This window comes from Streptomyces sp. CWNU-52B (genome assembly GCF_047444975.1).
Lineage (GTDB): Bacteria > Actinomycetota > Actinomycetes > Streptomycetales > Streptomycetaceae > Streptomyces.
The window spans coordinates 267,849-283,462 of record NZ_JBLFJV010000050.1; the positions used below are offsets into that span (position 1 = coordinate 267,849).

The 15,614-nt window shown below is 71.5% G+C and carries 13 protein-coding genes; 4 read left to right on the forward strand and 9 right to left on the reverse strand.

The window, feature by feature from the left end; genetic code table 11:
• Nucleotides 1–18: 18 nt before the first annotated feature.
• The 4 genes from ACLVWQ_RS34060 to ACLVWQ_RS34075 all read right to left on the reverse strand — a co-directional run bounded on the left by ACLVWQ_RS34060 (nucleotide 19) and on the right by ACLVWQ_RS34075 (nucleotide 4,574).
• Nucleotides 19–942, reverse strand: a complete 924-nt coding sequence (locus tag ACLVWQ_RS34060; RefSeq protein WP_414113336.1) for a DUF2510 domain-containing protein — start codon at nucleotides 940–942, stop codon at nucleotides 19–21.
• Between the two features lie 61 nt (nucleotides 943–1,003).
• On the reverse strand, nucleotides 1,004–1,795 hold the full coding sequence (locus tag ACLVWQ_RS34065; RefSeq protein ID WP_414113096.1) for a 3-oxoacyl-ACP reductase: 792 nt from the start codon (nucleotides 1,793–1,795) through the stop codon (nucleotides 1,004–1,006).
• On the reverse strand, nucleotides 1,792–3,189 hold the full coding sequence (locus ACLVWQ_RS34070; RefSeq protein WP_414113097.1) for an aldehyde dehydrogenase family protein: 1,398 nt from the start codon (nucleotides 3,187–3,189) through the stop codon (nucleotides 1,792–1,794). The genes ACLVWQ_RS34065 and ACLVWQ_RS34070 overlap by 4 nt, the downstream gene beginning before the upstream one ends.
• Before the next feature lie 11 nt (nucleotides 3,190–3,200).
• Nucleotides 3,201–4,574, reverse strand: coding sequence for a glutamine synthetase family protein (locus ACLVWQ_RS34075; RefSeq protein WP_414113098.1), 1,374 nt, complete (start codon nucleotides 4,572–4,574; stop codon nucleotides 3,201–3,203).
• A 77-nt stretch (nucleotides 4,575–4,651) separates the two neighbouring features.
• Between ACLVWQ_RS34075 and ACLVWQ_RS34080 the strand changes: the two genes are divergently transcribed.
• Both ACLVWQ_RS34080 and ACLVWQ_RS34085 read left to right on the forward strand, forming a co-directional pair.
• Entirely contained in the window at nucleotides 4,652–5,401 is a 750-nt protein-coding gene (locus ACLVWQ_RS34080) for a FadR/GntR family transcriptional regulator (RefSeq protein WP_414113099.1), read from the forward strand.
• Nucleotides 5,402–5,483: 82 nt separating this feature from the next.
• Nucleotides 5,484–6,194 (forward strand): gamma-glutamyl-gamma-aminobutyrate hydrolase family protein, encoded by a 711-nt coding sequence (locus tag ACLVWQ_RS34085; protein WP_414113100.1) that lies wholly within the window; start codon nucleotides 5,484–5,486, stop codon nucleotides 6,192–6,194.
• 670 nt (nucleotides 6,195–6,864) lie between these two features.
• On the opposite strand, the gene ACLVWQ_RS34090 is transcribed toward ACLVWQ_RS34085, so the two are convergent.
• Nucleotides 6,865–7,803 (reverse strand): LysR family transcriptional regulator, encoded by a 939-nt coding sequence (locus ACLVWQ_RS34090; RefSeq protein ID WP_414113101.1) that lies wholly within the window; start codon nucleotides 7,801–7,803, stop codon nucleotides 6,865–6,867.
• Nucleotides 7,804–7,873: 70 nt separating this feature from the next.
• Here ACLVWQ_RS34090 and ACLVWQ_RS34095 point away from each other — a divergent pair, with 70 nt between their 5' ends.
• A complete protein-coding gene (locus ACLVWQ_RS34095) occupies nucleotides 7,874–9,064 on the forward strand; it encodes a TDT family transporter (RefSeq protein ID WP_414113102.1) in 1,191 nt (396 codons plus the stop codon).
• On the opposite strand, the gene ACLVWQ_RS34100 is transcribed toward ACLVWQ_RS34095, so the two are convergent.
• The 4 genes from ACLVWQ_RS34100 to ACLVWQ_RS34115 form a co-directional block, all read right to left on the reverse strand.
• Nucleotides 8,991–9,710, reverse strand: a complete 720-nt coding sequence (locus ACLVWQ_RS34100; RefSeq protein WP_414113103.1) for a helical backbone metal receptor — start codon at nucleotides 9,708–9,710, stop codon at nucleotides 8,991–8,993. The genes ACLVWQ_RS34095 and ACLVWQ_RS34100 overlap by 74 nt on opposite strands.
• 40 nt (nucleotides 9,711–9,750) lie before the next feature.
• On the reverse strand, nucleotides 9,751–10,314 hold the full coding sequence (locus ACLVWQ_RS34105) for a helix-turn-helix domain-containing protein (protein WP_414113104.1): 564 nt from the start codon (nucleotides 10,312–10,314) through the stop codon (nucleotides 9,751–9,753).
• A 313-nt stretch (nucleotides 10,315–10,627) separates the two neighbouring features.
• Nucleotides 10,628–13,243, reverse strand: coding sequence for an ABC transporter permease/substrate binding protein (locus ACLVWQ_RS34110; protein ID WP_414113105.1), 2,616 nt, complete (start codon nucleotides 13,241–13,243; stop codon nucleotides 10,628–10,630).
• The gene (locus tag ACLVWQ_RS34115; protein ID WP_414113106.1) at nucleotides 13,236–14,324 is read right to left on the reverse strand and encodes a quaternary amine ABC transporter ATP-binding protein; all 1,089 of its coding nucleotides are present in this window, start codon (nucleotides 14,322–14,324) and stop codon (nucleotides 13,236–13,238) included. The genes ACLVWQ_RS34110 and ACLVWQ_RS34115 overlap by 8 nt, the downstream gene beginning before the upstream one ends.
• A 315-nt stretch (nucleotides 14,325–14,639) precedes the next feature.
• Between ACLVWQ_RS34115 and ACLVWQ_RS34120 the strand changes: the two genes are divergently transcribed.
• Nucleotides 14,640–15,587, forward strand: a complete 948-nt coding sequence (locus tag ACLVWQ_RS34120; RefSeq protein ID WP_414113337.1) for a 5'-3' exonuclease — start codon at nucleotides 14,640–14,642, stop codon at nucleotides 15,585–15,587.
• The last annotated feature ends 27 nt before the right edge of the window (nucleotides 15,588–15,614 follow it).

The window sequence follows — 15,614 nt, forward strand, 5'->3', positions numbered from 1 at the left end:
GGGACCGACGGTCCGTCGTCAGGGCTGTGCGGGGCCGATGCTGCTGCCCACGCCGCCGCCCGTGGCCTCGTCGCCGACCGGCCGGATGCCCTCGGTGATCCGGTCCATGTCGGCGAGCGGGGGCCCCTCGTCGCCCGCGTCGAAGACGTACCGCACCATGACCAGCGACTCCGAGCCGACGCTGGACGGGAACGCCATCGACTGGACGTAACCGCCGGGCCCCACCTCGGTGCTGACGCGCCAGCGCACCAGGTATCCGGTGCGCCCCGCGACCGCGACCGGGCCCTGCTCCACGAGCTGGTGGGACGTGATGCCGTGGAAGGGGCGCTGGTCGATGCTGTCCCGGTCGTAGGCCAGGTCGGCCGCCTCGGAGATGTCGTCCCTGGCGAGCGCCGCGGGGGATTTCTCGTCGTTCGCCGTCACCGTGCGCGAGAAGATCTTGCCGTGCCGGCACAGGCCGTCGTCACCCGGGCATCTGTAGGTCCCGGGGGTGGTCATCACGATGTCGGTGTCGGAGACGTTCTCGGGTCTGGCCCAGCCGTCGAGGAGCGGCAGGGTGATGCCGTTGAGCTCGTCGACGACGAAGGCGGGGTCGTCGGTGGACGACTCCGCGGGCTCGGGCGTGGACGGCGCGCTCTTCGGGGCGGACACCGTGGGCGTCGCCCCGCCTCCGGCCCCGGGGTCCCCGTCGCCGTCGTCCCCGCTCAGGACGACGGCACCGGTGACGACAGCGGCGACGAGGACGGCCGCCGCGGTGGTGAGGGCGACCGCCTTCGCCCGTCCGGAGCCCCTGCCTCGCGGCATCGGCACGGTCTGCGCGTACGCCGGCTGCGGCTGCGGCGCCCCCGGCGCGCGGCGGTGCTCGGTCCAGGCGGTCCCGTCCCACCAGCGCTCCGTGTGCGGGGCGGCGGGGTCCCGGTACCAGCCGGGCGGGGTCGTCATACTCATCCGAGCACTCTAGGCGCCGCCCGGCACGGCCACAGGGGTCTCCTCCCCACAGGGCCTAGAGCGGCGTGACGTACGCGCCCGAGATCCCGCCGTCCACCAGGAAGTCCGAGGCGTTGACGAACGAGGAGTCGTCGCTGGCGAGGAAGGCGACCGCGGCGGCGATCTCGTCGGCCTCCGCGAACCGCCCGAGCGGGATGTGCACCAGGCGGCGCGCGGCCCGCTCCGGGTCCTTGGCGAACAGTTCCTGGAGGAGGGGCGTGTTGACGGGGCCGGGGCACAGGGCATTGACCCGGATGCCCTCGCGGGCGAACTGCACGCCCAGTTCCCGGGACATGGCCAGCACGCCGCCCTTGGACGCGGTGTACGAGATCTGCGAGGTCGCGGCGCCCATCCGGGCCACGAAGGAGGCGGTGTTGATGATCGACCCCTTGCCCTGGCGGCGCATGTAGGGGATCGCGGCCTTGCAGCACAGGTACACGGAGGTGAGGTTGACCTCCTGGACGCGCTTCCAGGCTTCCAGCCCGGTCTCCAGGATCGAGTCGTCGTCGGGCGGCGAGATGCCCGCGTTGTTGAAGGCGACGTCGACGGATCCGTACGTGTCGTACGCGGCCTTGAAGAGCGCCTCGACCTCCTCGGGGTCGGTGACGTCGACCTTGACGAAGATCCCCGCCACCTCCTCGGCCGCGACGCTGCCCCGGGGCTCGTCGATGTCCGCGCAGACGACATGGGCGCCCTCGGAGGCGAGCCGACGGGCGGTGGCGAGGCCGATGCCGCTGCCGGCTCCGGTGACGACGGCGGTACGGCCGACCAGGCGGCGGCAGACGATGGCGTCGGTCGATGCGGTCACTGTGCGGGGCCCTCCGTACTGATGAAGACGTTCTTGGTCTCGGTGAAGGCGGTCAGGGCGTCCGGGCCGAGCTCACGGCCGACGCCGGACTGTTTGAAGCCCCCGAAGGGGGTCCAGTAGCGGACGCTCGCATGGGAGTTGACGGACAGGTTCCCGGCGCGGACGGCGCCCGACACCCGCAGGGCGCGGCCCACGTCGCGGGTCCAGATGGAACCGGCGAGGCCGTAGTCGGTGGCGTTGGCCAGGCGGATCGCGTCGGCCTCGTCCTCGAAGGGCAGGACCACGGCGACGGGCCCGAAGACCTCCTCGACGGCCACGCGCGCGTGGGGCTCGACCCCGGTCAGGACGGTGGGCGGGAACCAGAAGCCGGGGCCGTCCGGAGCGCTGCCCCTGATGCCCGCCAGGTCGTCGGTGACGTACGACCGTACGCGCTCCAGCTGGGTCCGGGAGATCAGCGGCCCCATGCCGGTCTTCTCGTCGGAGGGGTCGCCGACGACGACCGACTCGATCGCGGGGGCCAGGAGCGCGAGGAAGCGGTCGTACACCGAGCGCTGGACGAGAACGCGGGTGCGGGCGCAGCAGTCCTGGCCGGAGTTGTCGAGGAAGGACATGGGGGTGGCGGCCGCGGCGGCCTCGATGTCGGCGTCGGCGAAGACGATGTTGGGGCTCTTGCCGCCGAGTTCGAGGGTGACGCGCTTGACGAGGGCCGCCCCCTTCGCCAGGACCTGCTTGCCGACGGCCGTGGACCCCGTGAAGACGATCTTCGCGACGCCGGGGTGCTCGACCAGCGCGTCGCCCGTGACCGCGCCCGCCCCCGGCAGGACCTGGAAGAGATGATCCGGCAGCCCGGCCACCAGGGCGAGTTCGGCCAGCCGCAGGGCGGTCAGCGGCGTCGTCTCGGCGGGCTTCAGGACGACCGCGTTGCCCGCCGCGAGGGCCGGGGCCGTCCCCCACGCCGCGATGGGCATCGGGAAGTTCCAGGGCGCGATGACCCCGACGACACCCAGGGGTTCGAGGATCGTGAGGTCGAGGCCGCCGGGCACGGGGATCTGGCGCCCGGTGAGCCGCTCCACTCCCCCGGCCGCGTAGTCGAGCAGATCGCGGACGTTGCCCGCCTCCCAGCGGGCGTTGCCGATGAGGTGTCCGGCCTCCCGGACCTCGAGCCGGGCGAGTTCCTCGAGGTGTTCGTCGACGACGACCGCGAACCGCCGCAGCAGCCGGGCCCGTTCCCCGGGCGCGAGGGCGGCCCAGCGGACCTGGGCCTTCGCGGCCCGTACGACGGCGGCGTCCACGTCCGCGACACCGGCACCCGGGACGGTGGCGACGAGTTCCTCGGTGGCCGGGTCGAGCACGAGCAGCTCGTGCTCGTCGGACCGGGAAGGCGTGTGCGACAACGAAGAACCCCTCACATGCGTTCGAAGGAGCGGCGCAGCTCCCAGTCGGTCACCGCGGCGTCGAAGGCGTCCAGCTCGACGCGCGCCATGTTGCGGTAGTGCGCGACCACCTCGTCACCGAAGGCGGCCCGAGCGAGGGGGCTGTTCTCCCAGACCTCGGCGGCCTCGCGCAGGGTGGTGGGCACATGCGCGTACTCCCCGGCGTACGCGTTGCCCGTACACGCCTCGGGCAGCTCCAGCCGCTGCTCGATGCCGTGGAGACCGGCCGCGACGAGCCCGGCGACGGCGAGATACGGATTGACGTCGCCGCCCGGGAGCCGGTTCTCGAACCGCATGGAGCGCCCGTGGCCGACCACCCGCAGCGCACAGGTGCGGTTGTCGTACCCCCAGGCCACGGCGGTCGGCGCGAACGAACCCGGCTGGAACCTCTTGTACGAGTTGATGTGGGGCGCGTACAGCAGGGAGAAGTCCCGCAGCGCGGCGAGCTGCCCGGCGAGGAAGTACCGCATCACCCGCGACATGCCTCCCTCGCTCCCCTCACCCTGGCCGGCCATCACATTGGTGCCGGCGGCGTCGGCGAGGGAGAGGTGGATGTGGCAGGAGTTGCCCTCGCGTTCGTTGTACTTGGCCATGAAGGTGAGCGAGACGCCCTCCTGGGAGGCGATCTCCTTGGCGCCGGTCTTGTAGACGGCGTGCTGGTCGCAGGTGACCAGGGCCTCGTCGTACTTGAAGGCGATCTCGTGCTGTCCGGGGTTGCACTCGCCCTTGGCGGACTCGACGGTCAGCCCGGCCGCCGCCATCTCGTTGCGGATACGCCGCAGCAGGGGCTCGACGCGGCCGGTGCCGAGCACCGAGTAGTCGACGTTGTACTGGTTGGCGGGTGTCAGGCCCCGGTAGTCGGCGTCCCAGGCCTGCTCGTAGGTGTCCTTGAAGACGATGAACTCCAGCTCGGTCCCCACCTGGGCGCTGAACCCGTGCTCGGCGAGCCGCTCCAGCTGGCGCCGGAGGATCTGGCGGGGTGCGGCCACGACGGGCGAGCCGTTCTCCCAGGCGAGGTCGGCGACGAGCAGCGCGGTGCCGGCGTTCCACGGGACCCGGCGGAGCGTACTGACGTCCGGATGCATGGCGAAGTCGCCGTAGCCGCGGTCCCAGGACGACATCTCGTACCCGTCGACCGTGTTCATCTCCGCGTCGACCGCGAGGAGGTAGTTGCAGCCCTCCGTACCGTGGTGCAGGACCTCGTCGAGGAAGAAACGGGCGGCGAACCGCTTGCCCTGGAGCCGTCCCTGCATGTCGGGAAAGGCCAGGACGACCGTGTCGATCTCCCCGCTCGCGACGAGGGCGTGCAGCTCCTCGACGGCGAGCGGTGGTGTGCGGTCTGCCACGGGAAAGGCCTCCTTCGGTCAGCCGAGAGCCATAAGGTATTGCCGAGAACCATTGCTTGGGAAGGGGGCGCGGCCGGATGTCGCAGCCGGATCCACACGCGCCGCACGGGCCGAACGACCGGCTGGCACCGGTCCTGCGGCCGGTGCGCGCGGGCAACGGCTTCGAGGAGGCCCTGGAGCAGATCCTCCAGGTCGTGCGCCTCGGCCTGGTCACCGGCGGGGAGCGGCTGCCCGCCGAGCGCGAGTTGGCGCAGCGGCTCGGGATCAGCCGGGTGACGCTCCGCGAGGTCCTGAAGGTGCTCCAGGACCAGGGGCTCGTCGAGTCCCGGCGCGGCCGCTACGGCGGCACGTTCGTACGGGCCCGGGACCGCGCCGAGGCGACCGGCGGGGCCGAGCTGCGGCGGCGGGTCGAGGAGGTCGACATCGAGGACGTCCTGCGCTTCCGGGAGGTGCTGGAGGTGGGTGCGGCGGGCCTGTGCGCGGCGCACGGCCTCTCCGCCGAGCAGGCCGGCCTGCTGCGTGCGGCGCTGGCCGGCACCCACGACGCGCCCCTGTCCGACTACCGGCGCCTCGACACGCTCCTCCACCTGACCCTGGCCGAGCTGTGCGGTTCGCCGACCCTCACCGCGCAGTACGCGGCCGTGCGCTCGACCGTGAACGACCTCCTCGACTGCATCCCCCTGCTGGTACGGAACCTGGAGCACTCACAGCGCCAGCACACGGCGCTGGTGGACGCGGTGCTGGCCGGGGACGCGGCCGGGGCCCGCGCGACGATGCGCGAACACTGCGCGGGCACGGCGGCGCTGCTGCGCGGCTTCCTCACGTAGGTTCCACAAAGGTATGGCGCGGGTCTATTGGCTAGCCTTCTCCGGAGGGCCAGGGCAGGGAGTCGAGGCAGGGAGTGCGGGGATGCCGGACAGGCCACTGATCGGAGTGAGTACGTATCTGGAGACAGCGCGGTGGGGGGTGTGGGAGCTGGAGGCGGCGCTGCTGCCGGCCGGCTATCCGCGGCTGGTCCAGGCGGCGGGCGGCCTGGCCGTGATGCTGCCGCCGGACGAACCGGCGTACGCCGCCGGGGTCGTCGCGCGGCTGGACGGTCTGGTGATCGCGGGCGGGCCCGATGTGGATCCTTCCCGGTACGGGGCCGAGCGCGACCCGCGCTGCGGGCCTGCGGCGCGTGCCCGTGACGGCTGGGAACTCGCCCTGATCGAGGCCGCGCTGGCCTCCGGGACGCCGTTGCTCGGCATCTGCCGGGGGATGCAGCTCCTGAACGTGGCCCTCGGCGGGACGCTCCGGCAGCACATCGACGGGCATGTCGAGGCGGTGGGGGTGTTCGGGCGGCACGGGGTGAAGCCGGTGCCGGGGTCGTTGTACGCGGGGGTGGTCGGCGAGGAGGTGTCCGTGCCGACGTACCACCACCAGGCGGTGGGGCGGCTCGGGGCGGGGCTGGTACCGAGTGCGTTCGCGCAGGACGGGACGGTGGAGGCGGTCGAACTCCCTGGGCCCGGGTGGGCCCTGGGAGTCCAGTGGCACCCGGAGATGGCAACGGACACCAGGGTGATGAAGGCCCTGGTAACGGCCTCCACGCCGGGTCTCACCTGGGGGCCCGGCGGAGACTGAGCGCGCGCCCCCCTGCTGGGCTTGGGCGGGTTCTTGGGTGCGGCCCGGTGGGGGCTGATCGCGCAGTTCCCCGCGCCCCTGGGTAGGTCGGGGTTCAGCGCCGCTGTCGGGTGCGGGTGCGTTGTGGTTGAGCGCGCAGTTCCTCGCGCCCCTGGGTGGGCGGGGGTTCAGCGCCGCTGTCGGGTGCGGGTCTGCCGTGGCTGAGCGCGCAGTTCCCCGCGCCCCTGGGTAGGCGGGGGTTCAGGTCCGATGGTTAGTGCGGGTTCGCCGTTCCTCGCGCCCCTGACTAGTGGGGGCTCGGGCCGGTTGTCCGGTGTAGGGGGTGTGGCGGGATGTGTGGCCGCAGCGTACGACGACTCCCACCCACCCTCGCGAACGTGGTCGGGCCGACGCGTTTCCGGCTGCGGACGCACGTCCCGACACGCCCCCACCCGCACCCGACCACCACCCTCCACCCCCACCCACCCCCCAGGGGCGCGAGGAACTGCGCGACCAGCCCCCACCCACCCGCAGACACCACACAACCCCAGGCCCCACCCACCCAGGGGCGCGGGGAACTGCGCGACCAGCCACGACGCACCCGCAGACAAACAACGGCCCAAGCCCCGCAGGGCACCGCGGGGAACTGCGCGACCAGCCCCCACCCACCCGCAGACAAAACCCCCGCTCACTACGATCGTGTCAAAGCCAAAAGATCCCGCGCCGGCCCCGCCGGCCGATGCCCCGTCGGCCACACCGCCCGCAGGTCGCGGCTCAGCCGCACCCCTTCCACCGGTATCTCCACCAGCCGCCGCGCCGACAGCTCCTCCCCCAGCGCCAGTTCGCTCAGAACCGCCGGCCCCGCCCCCGACGCCGCCGACGCCTTCACCGCCGTCGTCGAGGACAGCTCGATCAGCGGGCGGGCCAGCCCGCCGGCCAACGCCGCGTCCAGCACCTGCCGCGTACCCGACCCCTCCTCCCGCAGAATCAGCGGCGTCGCCGCCAACTCCTCCGCCCCCAGAGCCCGTCGCCGCCGCGCCCACGCATGCCCCGGCGCGGTCACCACGATCAGCCGGTCGTGCGCGATCACGACCGAGTCCAGGCCGTCCGCCACGGACACCCCCTCCACGAACCCCAGGTCCGCCTCCCCACCGAGCACCCGCTCAGCCACCACCGTCGAGTTCCCGGCGAGCAGCGACACCGCCGTGTCCGGCCGCTGCCCCCGCAGCGCGATCAGCCACCCCGGCAACAAGTACTCCGCGATCGTCATGCTCGCGGCAACCCGCAACCGCGAGTCCCGCCCGTCCCGCAACGCCTGCGCCCCCGCGTCGAACGCCTCCGCCGCCTCCACCACCCGCCGCGCCCAGTCCGTGACGAGCGCGCCCGCGCCGGTGAGCCGCGAGCCCCTGGGCGACCGGTCCACCAGCGCGACCCCCAACTGCCGTTCCATGGAGCGGAGCCGGCTGCTGGCCGCGGGCTGGGTGATCCCGAGCTCCCTGGCGGCCCGCCCGAGGCTCCCGAGCCGCGCCACCGCGAGCAGCAGCTCCAGCGCGCCCAGCTCGGGCACCCGGTGCGCCAGCCCGCCGCCCGGCACCGGACCCGCCCCGTTCGCCCTGCCGTCCCGACTCATAAGCCCACCTTATGTCCCCATAGGCCGACGCTCCCTGGTGAGCCCGCCCCGCAGAGGGCACCGTGGAGCCATGGTCACCGCCGCCCTCCGCCTTCCCACCCTCAGAAGGCACACCCGCAACACTCGCTCCCCCCGCCGCACCACCCACCCGCCGGCACACCACGTCCGCCACCTCGGCCCCAACTGGTACGCCCCGGTCATGGGCACCGCCATCGTGGCCACCGCGGGAGCCGGCCTCCCCCTCGGCGTCCCGGGCCTGCGCACCGTCTGCACGGCGTTCTGGGCCCTCTCGCTGGCCCTGCTCGGCACCCTGCTCGTCGCCAGGACCGCGCACTGGACCCACCACCGGGACCAGGCGGCGGCCCACCTCCTCGACCCGGCCACGGCGCCGTTCTACGGCTGCCTCTCGATGGCCCTGCTCGCCGTCGGCGGCGGCGCACTCGTCGTCGGGCGGGACTGGATCGGCACCCCCGCCGCTCTCGCCCTGGACGCCGTCCTGTTCACGGCCGGCACCGTGATCGGGCTGACGGTGGCCGTGGCCGTCCCGTACCTGATGGTCGTGCGCCACCGGGTGGACGCCTCCCAGGTCAGCCCGGTGTGGCTGCTCCCCCTGGTCGCCCCGATGGTGTCCGCCGCCCTCGGCCCGCTCCTCGTACCGCATCTGCCGGCCGGCGCCCCGCGCGCGACCCTGCTGCTCGCCTGCGTCGCGATGTTCGGCCTCAGCCTGCTGGCCACCCTCGTGACGCTCCCGATGATCTTCGCCCGTCTCGTCACGGGCGGCCCGCTGCCGCTCGCCCTCACCCCGACCCTGTTCCTGGTCCTGGGCCCGCTGGGGCAGTCCACGACGGCCGTCGACAAGTTCGCCGGCATCGCGCCGGGCGTCGTACCCGCCCCGTACGACCAGGGCTTCGTCGTCCTGGCCCTGCTCTACGGCGTACCGGTGACGGGGTTCGCGCTGTTCTGGCTGGCGCTGGCCGGCGCGATGGTGGTGCGCGCCCGCCGCCGGGGCATGGGCTTCACGATGAGCTGGTGGGCGTTCACTTTCCCGGTGGGCACCTGTGTGACGGGCGCCGAGGGGCTCGCCCGGCAGACGGGGCTCGTCGCGTACGAGGGCCTCACCGTCGCCCTCTACGCCCTGCTGCTCACCGCCTGGACCGTGGCCGCCGCGCACACCGCCCGCGGCCTGCTCACCGGACAGCTGCTCGCAGCGCCTCGGCGATCACCCGCGGGGCCTGCGCCAACGACGGCCCGTACCACGTGAGATGGCGTCCGCTGACGAGGGCGCAGGGCACCGAGGGAAACTCCTCCGGGCCGTCGTCCTTCGTGAAGCGGTACGGCTCGTCGGGCAGCACGACCAGGTCGAGACGGGCCGCGCGCAGGTCGTCGACGGGGACCTTCGGATAGCGCTCGGGGTGGGACGCGTACGCGTTGTCGACGCCCATGCGGGCCAGCAGGTCCCCGGCGAAGGTGTCCCGTCCGACGACCATCCAGGGGCGCCGCCAGATCGGCACGGCCGCGCGGAGCCGGATCGGCGGGCAGGGCGGGTCGAGCCACACCGCCTCCGCCTCGTCGAGCCAGCGCGGCCGCCCGTGGACGCCGCACGCCACGAGCACGCGCTCCAGTTCGCGCAGGGCCCCCGGCAGGTCCCGTACCTCGGTGACGAGGACCTCCAGTCCCGCCTCCCGCAACGCGGTCAGGTCGGGCTCCCGGTTCTCCTCCTCGTTGGCGATCACCAGGTCCGGGGCGAGCGCGATGATCCGCCCGGTGTCCGGGTTCTTGGTGCCGCCGACGCGTACGACGTCGAGGCCGGCGGGGTGGCTGCACCAGTCGGTCGCCCCGACGAGGATCCCCGGCGCGGACACGGCGACGGCCTCGGTGAGGGACGGCACCAGCGACACGACCCGCATCCCCGGACCGGAGCCGGGGGCCGGGCCGGCGCCGCCGTGCTCACCGGTTGAGATCGTCCACCGCCTCGACATGGTCCGCGACCGCCACCACCAGCACGCGGGTGTCCTCCTCGGTCGCCCGCCACCGGTGGCGCACCCCGCCGGTCAGATACAGCGTGTCGCCCCGGCCCAGCCGGTACGCGCGGCCCTCCGCCTCGACCTCGACGACGCCGTCGGCCACGTACATCAATTCGTCGTTGCGGTGCTGGAACTCGCGGCCGGCGTCCTGGTCGCCGGAGAACTCCATGGCGTGCAGCTGGTGATGCCCGCGCACCAGGGGGCGCACACGGGGCTCATGGGTGAACTCGGAGTCGTCGGCGTGCACCACGTCGACACTGCGCGCCGGGTCGGCCGCCGCCAGCAGCTCCACGCGGGTCGTCCCGAGGGCGTCGGCCACGCGTTCGAGGGAACGGGTGCTGGGCCGGGCCCGCTCGTTCTCGACCTGGCTCAGGAACGGCACCGACAGACCGCTGCGCTCGGCGACGACGGCCAGGGTGAGCTCCAGTGCCCGGCGGCGCCGCCTGACGGCCGCGCCCACTCGAAGGGTCTCCTTGTTCTCGTCCATCGCTTCGGCTCCCCCCTGTGCGTCGTCGGTGCATGAGGTTCGGTGGCGGCTCGGTCGCTCCATGGTGACGCGCCCGTGTCTCGCGGGTTCTTGATGTGTTCTCTGCACCCTACGGGTGTTCGCCAAACCGTTTCACGTGCCCGTCACATCCCCGCAAACATTGCCGCGCCGTCGGCCTGTCGCGGCCGGGCGGGCGCAGACACGACGACGAGGGGCGAACGGCGCCCTGAAGCACCGCCCACCCCTCGTCGTCGTACCGAACCGAACACGGTGACGTACGGACCGAACACGATCGCGTACGGACCGGCCGCGGTTACTGCGGAGTCATGCGCTCCACCATGTCCGGGTGCTCCTTGAGCCACGCGGCCACGGCGTCCTCCTCGTGCCCCTGGCCACGGTTCTTGATCTCGGCCTCCAGGCTGCCGAGTTCGTCCTCGCTCATCTTGAAGCTCTTGATCCACTTCGTGAGCTGCGGATACTGCCCGGGGAACTTCTTGTTCGAGATGGTCCGGATCGTGTTGCCCTCACCGAACTTCTTCTTCTCGTCCGACAGCTTGGTGAGCTCGTACTCGCTGTAGGCCCAGTGCGGGGACCACAGCACGACGGCGACGGGCTCCTTCTTGCGGTACGAGCGCTTCAGCTCGGCCAGCATCGCCGGCGTGGAGCCGTCGACGACCTTGTACTCCTTGTCCAGGCCGTAGCCCGGCAGCACGTCCTTCTTGAGCAGGTTCATCTCGCCGGTGCCCGGCTCGATGCCGATGATCCGGCCGCCGAACGTGTCGGCCTTGCCCTTGAGGTCCGCCAGGGACTTGACGTCCTTGACGTAGGAGGGCACCGCGATCTCCAGGGACGTCGGCTGGTACCAGGTGCCGAGGTCCGTCAGGTTGTCCTTGTGCTTGTTCCAGTAGTTCGACTGCGCGTACGGGAGCCACGCGTCGAAGTTGAGGTCGATGTCACCGGAGGCCAGACCGGTGTAGACCGGGCCGACGTCCATCTGCTTCAGGTTCAGCGTGTAGCCGCGCCGCGCCAGGACGTTCTTCCACAGGTAGGTGACGGCGACGTCCTCGTCCCACGGGAACCAGGCGACGTCGATCGCGCGCTTCGCCTCGGCGGGGGTGCCGGACGAGGAGCCGGCGACCGGGGCCAGCTTGTCGACGACCTTGGTGTTGCTCTTCAGCCAGGTGCGCACGGCGTCCTGCTGCGCGCCCTTGCCGGCCTTGTTGATCTCCGACTCGAGACTCGTGAGCTGCTTCTCGGTCATCTTGAAGTTCTTGAGCCACTTGCCGATGACCGGGTTCTTCTCGGCGAACCCCTTGTGGGCGAGCGTGTGCACACCGTCGCCCGAGCCCCAGGCACCCTTGGGGTCCTTGAGCTTCTTCAGCTTGTAGTCGCTGTACGCCCAGTGCGGCGACCAGAGCGTGCCGACGAAGGGCTCCTCCTTGGCGTACGAGCGCTTCAGCTCGGCCAGCATCGCCGGCGTGGAGCTGTCGACGACCTTGTACTCCTTGTCGAGCCCGTACGCCTTGAGGACCTTGGACTTGAGCAGGCCCATCATGCCGGCGCTCGACTCGATGCCGGTGATCTTGCCGCCGAACTCGTCGGCCTTGCCCTTGAGGTCCGCCAGGGACTCGACGTCCTTCATGTAGGCGGGCACGCTCAGCTCGAGGGACGTCGGGCCGAACCAGGAGCCCAGGTCGTCGAGCTGCTTGCCGTACTTCTTCCAGTACGTCTCGTGCGTGACGGGCAGCCAGGAGTCGGTCTGGAAGTCGATGTCGCCCTGGGCGAGCGAGGTGTAGAGCGGGCCGGCGTCGAACTGCTTGACGTCGACCTTGTAGCCGCGCTGCTCCAGGATCTCCTTCCAGAGGAAGGTGGAGGCGACGCCCTCGTCCCAGGGGATGTAGCCGATGGTGATCTTCTTGCCCTGGCCGACGTTCTCGGAGTCGGCCGCGGTGGTTTCGTCGTCTCCGGAACCGAAGACGCCCATGCCGCCCGCGACGAGCGCGAGCACGACGACGCCCACCACGGCCACACTGGCCTGCGGGCGGTAGGACCAGATCTTCAGGCCCCCGGCGGCGCGCAGCTTGGCGACGGCGCGACGGCCGAGCGGAGAGACCTCGGTGCCCAGCGCGCTGGTCATCCGGTCCAGGTAGATGGCGAGGATGACGATGGCGACGCCCGCCTCGGAGCCCAGGCCGACGTTCAGCTGGCCGATGGCCTCGTTCACGTCTCCGCCGAGGCCGCCGGTGCCGACCATGCCCGCGATGGCGGCCATGGACAGGCCCAGCATGATGACCTGGTTGACGCCCGCCATGACGGTGGGCAGGGCCAGCGGCAGCTGGACGCGCAGCAGGATGTTGCCGGGGGTGGTGCCGAACGCGTCGGCCGCCTCGACCAGTTCCTTGTCGACCTGCCGGATGCCCAGCTCGGTCATCCGGACGCCGGGTGCCAGCGCGAAGATCAGGGTGGCCACGATGCCCGCGGGGGCGCCGGTGCCGAAGAACAGGATCGCCGGGATCAGATAGATCATCGCCGGCAGCGTCTGCATGAAGTCCAGCACGGGCCGCACGATGCTGCTGACCCGGTCCGAGCGGGCCGCCCAGATGCCGACCGGCACGGATATCACGAGCGCGATGATCGTCGCCACGAGAACGAGCGACAGAGTGATCATCGCGTTCTCCCACAGTTCGAGGGAGTCGATGAACGCGAATCCCACGAAGGTGAGGACACCGGCCGAGGCGCCGCGCAGCCAGAACGCGATCACCGCGAAGATGCCCGCGAGGAGGAGCGGCTCGGGCGCCTGGAGGACCGCGTTGATGCCGTCGTAGGCGCCGTCGAAGACGGTCTTGAAGAAGTCGAACAGCCACGCCATGTGGTTGAGCAGCCAGTCGACCGTGTCGTTGACCCAGTCGCCGAAGGGGATTCTAGGCATCGGTCTTCACCGCCCCGAGGGTCTTGCCACCCGAGGAGTCGCACGGTGACGGTTCACCCTGTTCGTCGCCGAGGAAGCCGACGAGCCGGCGCCGCGGCACGACTCCGACGAGCTTGCCCTTCTTGTCGACGACGGCGACGGGGTGGGTCAGCCGGGCGCTGATGGCGCACAGGTCACCGAACGAGCTGTCGGGCCTGGCGGTCTCACAGCCGCAGTCCGCCTCGTCTCCGCTCAGCTCCGTGTCCATGACGGAGGCCGCGGTCAGGACCCGGGAGCGGTCCACGTCCTGGGTGAAGGAGGCGACGTAGTCGTTCGCGGGGCGTACCAGGATGTCCTCGGCGGTGCCGATCTGGACGATCTCGCCGTCACGCATGACGGCGATACGGTCTCCGAGCCTCATGGCCTCGTTGAGATCGTGGGTGATGAACACGATGGTCTTCTTCAGTTTCTTCTGGAGTTCGATCAGCTGGTCCTGCATGTCGCGGCGGATCAGCGGGTCCAGCGCGCTGAAGGACTCGTCCATCAGCAGCAGGTCGGCGTCGGTGGCGAGCGCGCGGGCGAGACCCACGCGCTGCTGCATCCCGCCGGACAGCTCGTCGGGCCAGGACTTCTCCCAGCCGGCCAGGCCGGCCAGCACCAGGGCCTTGTTGGCGCGGTCGTGGCGCTCGGCGCGCGGCACGCCCTGCACCTCGAGGCCGTAGGCGGCGTTCTCCAGAATGTTGCGGTGTGGGAAGAGCGCGAAGTGCTGGAAGACCATGCTGACCTTCCGCGAACGGACCTCGCGCATCTCACGGTCGTTCAGCGCGGTCAGGTCCTGCCCGTCGAAGACCACACGGCCCTCGGTGGGTTCCAGGAGTCCGTTGAGCATGCGCAGCAGCGTGGACTTACCGGATCCGGACAGACCCATCACGACGAAGATCTCGCCGGGTTCCACCGTGAAGGACGCGTCGATCACCGCGGCGGTGATGCCGTCGGCGCGCAGTTCCTCCCGGTCGGCTCCCCCGCGCAGTCGCTCGACTGCTTCGCCGGGTCGTCTGCCGAACACTTTGTAAAGCTGTTCCGCCTGCAGCCTGGATGACACAAGTACCTCTCCGGTCGAACGAAGACGGCCCGCCTCCCCCGCCGGCGGGCCGTGGAGCGATGCGGGTTACGCCCGCTCATCCGGTCGCACATGTACAGGTTGGTTGAAAACGCGACCGGGTTCGCTCCGGGTTCGCGCCTGCCCGGACCTTCCTGGCCCAAACCCGACCGTTTCCGATTCGTGTCCTAGTTCACATGACGTTTACCCACGGACGGTTGTGGAAACCTTTTCGGCCCACTCTCCGCACCGAACCGTGACTGTCCGTGCCGGACGACGGCGCCCGCCTCGGCCCCGCTGTCGGTGCCGTACGGCATGATGCGAGGCGTGACGCAGCAGACTCAGCAGCCCCGGCGAACCATGCTCCTCGACACCGCCTCCCTGTACTTTCGCGCCTATTTCGGAGTGCCGGAGTCCGTGCGGGCCCCGGACGGCACTCCGGTGAACGCGGTGCGGGGGCTGCTGGAGTTCATCGACCGCCTGGTGAAGGACCACCGCCCGGACGACCTGGTGGCCTGTATGGACGCGGACTGGCGGCCGCAGTGGCGGGTCGACCTGATCCCCTCCTACAAGGCGCACCGCGTGGCCACGGAGACCGAGGCCGGGCCGGACGAGGAGGAGGTGCCCGACACCCTGTCGCCGCAGGTGCCGGTCATCGAGGAGGTCCTGGACGCGCTGGGCATCGCCCGCGTGGGCGTCGAGGGGTACGAGGCGGACGACGTGATCGGCACGTTCGCCGGCCGCGCCACGGGCCCGGTCGACATCGTCACCGGCGACCGCGACCTGTACCAGCTGGTCGACGACGGGCGCGGGATCCGCGTGCTGTACCCGCTCAAGGGCGTCGGCTCGCTGCAGCTCACGGACGAGGCCTGGCTGCGCGAGAAGTACGGCGTCGACGGCCCGGGGTACGTGGACCTCGCGCTGCTGCGCGGCGACCCGAGCGACGGCCTGCCGGGCGTGCCGGGCATCGGCGACAAGACGGCCGCCAAGCTGCTGGCCGAGTTCGGGGACCTGGCCGAGATCATGGCCGCCGTGGACGACCCGAAGGCCAAGCTCACCCCGTCGCAGCGCAGGCGTCTGGACGAGTCACGGGCGTACGTCTCCGTCGCGCCGAAGGTCGTCAGGGTGGCCGGTGACGTGCCCCTGCCGGAGGTGGACACCGCGCTGCCCCACACGCCGCGCGACCGGGCGGCCCTCGACGCGCTCGCCGAGCGCTGGGGACTCGGCGGCTCCCTGACCCGGCTGCTGGCGACCCTGGGAGCCTGAGAGGACACTGGGAGAGGTGGGGTCGTG

What these genes read in the sequence shown, in the direction of transcription:
- ACLVWQ_RS34110 (WP_414113105.1), bottom strand. Translation starts at nt 13,243, where the DNA reads ATGCCTAGAATCCCCTTCGGCGACTGGGTCAACGACACGGTCGACTGG.
- ACLVWQ_RS34090 (WP_414113101.1), bottom strand. Translation starts at nt 7,803, where the DNA reads ATGAGTCGGGACGGCAGGGCGAACGGGGCGGGTCCGGTGCCGGGCGGC.
- ACLVWQ_RS34095 (WP_414113102.1), top strand. Translation starts at nt 7,874, where the DNA reads ATGGTCACCGCCGCCCTCCGCCTTCCCACCCTCAGAAGGCACACCCGC.
- ACLVWQ_RS34105 (WP_414113104.1), bottom strand. Translation starts at nt 10,314, where the DNA reads ATGGACGAGAACAAGGAGACCCTTCGAGTGGGCGCGGCCGTCAGGCGG.
- ACLVWQ_RS34085 (WP_414113100.1), top strand. Translation starts at nt 5,484, where the DNA reads ATGCCGGACAGGCCACTGATCGGAGTGAGTACGTATCTGGAGACAGCG.
- ACLVWQ_RS34080 (WP_414113099.1), top strand. Translation starts at nt 4,652, where the DNA reads ATGTCGCAGCCGGATCCACACGCGCCGCACGGGCCGAACGACCGGCTG.
- ACLVWQ_RS34060 (WP_414113336.1), bottom strand. Translation starts at nt 942, where the DNA reads ATGACGACCCCGCCCGGCTGGTACCGGGACCCCGCCGCCCCGCACACG.
- ACLVWQ_RS34120 (WP_414113337.1), top strand. Translation starts at nt 14,640, where the DNA reads ATGCGAGGCGTGACGCAGCAGACTCAGCAGCCCCGGCGAACCATGCTC.
- ACLVWQ_RS34100 (WP_414113103.1), bottom strand. Translation starts at nt 9,710, where the DNA reads ATGCGGGTCGTGTCGCTGGTGCCGTCCCTCACCGAGGCCGTCGCCGTG.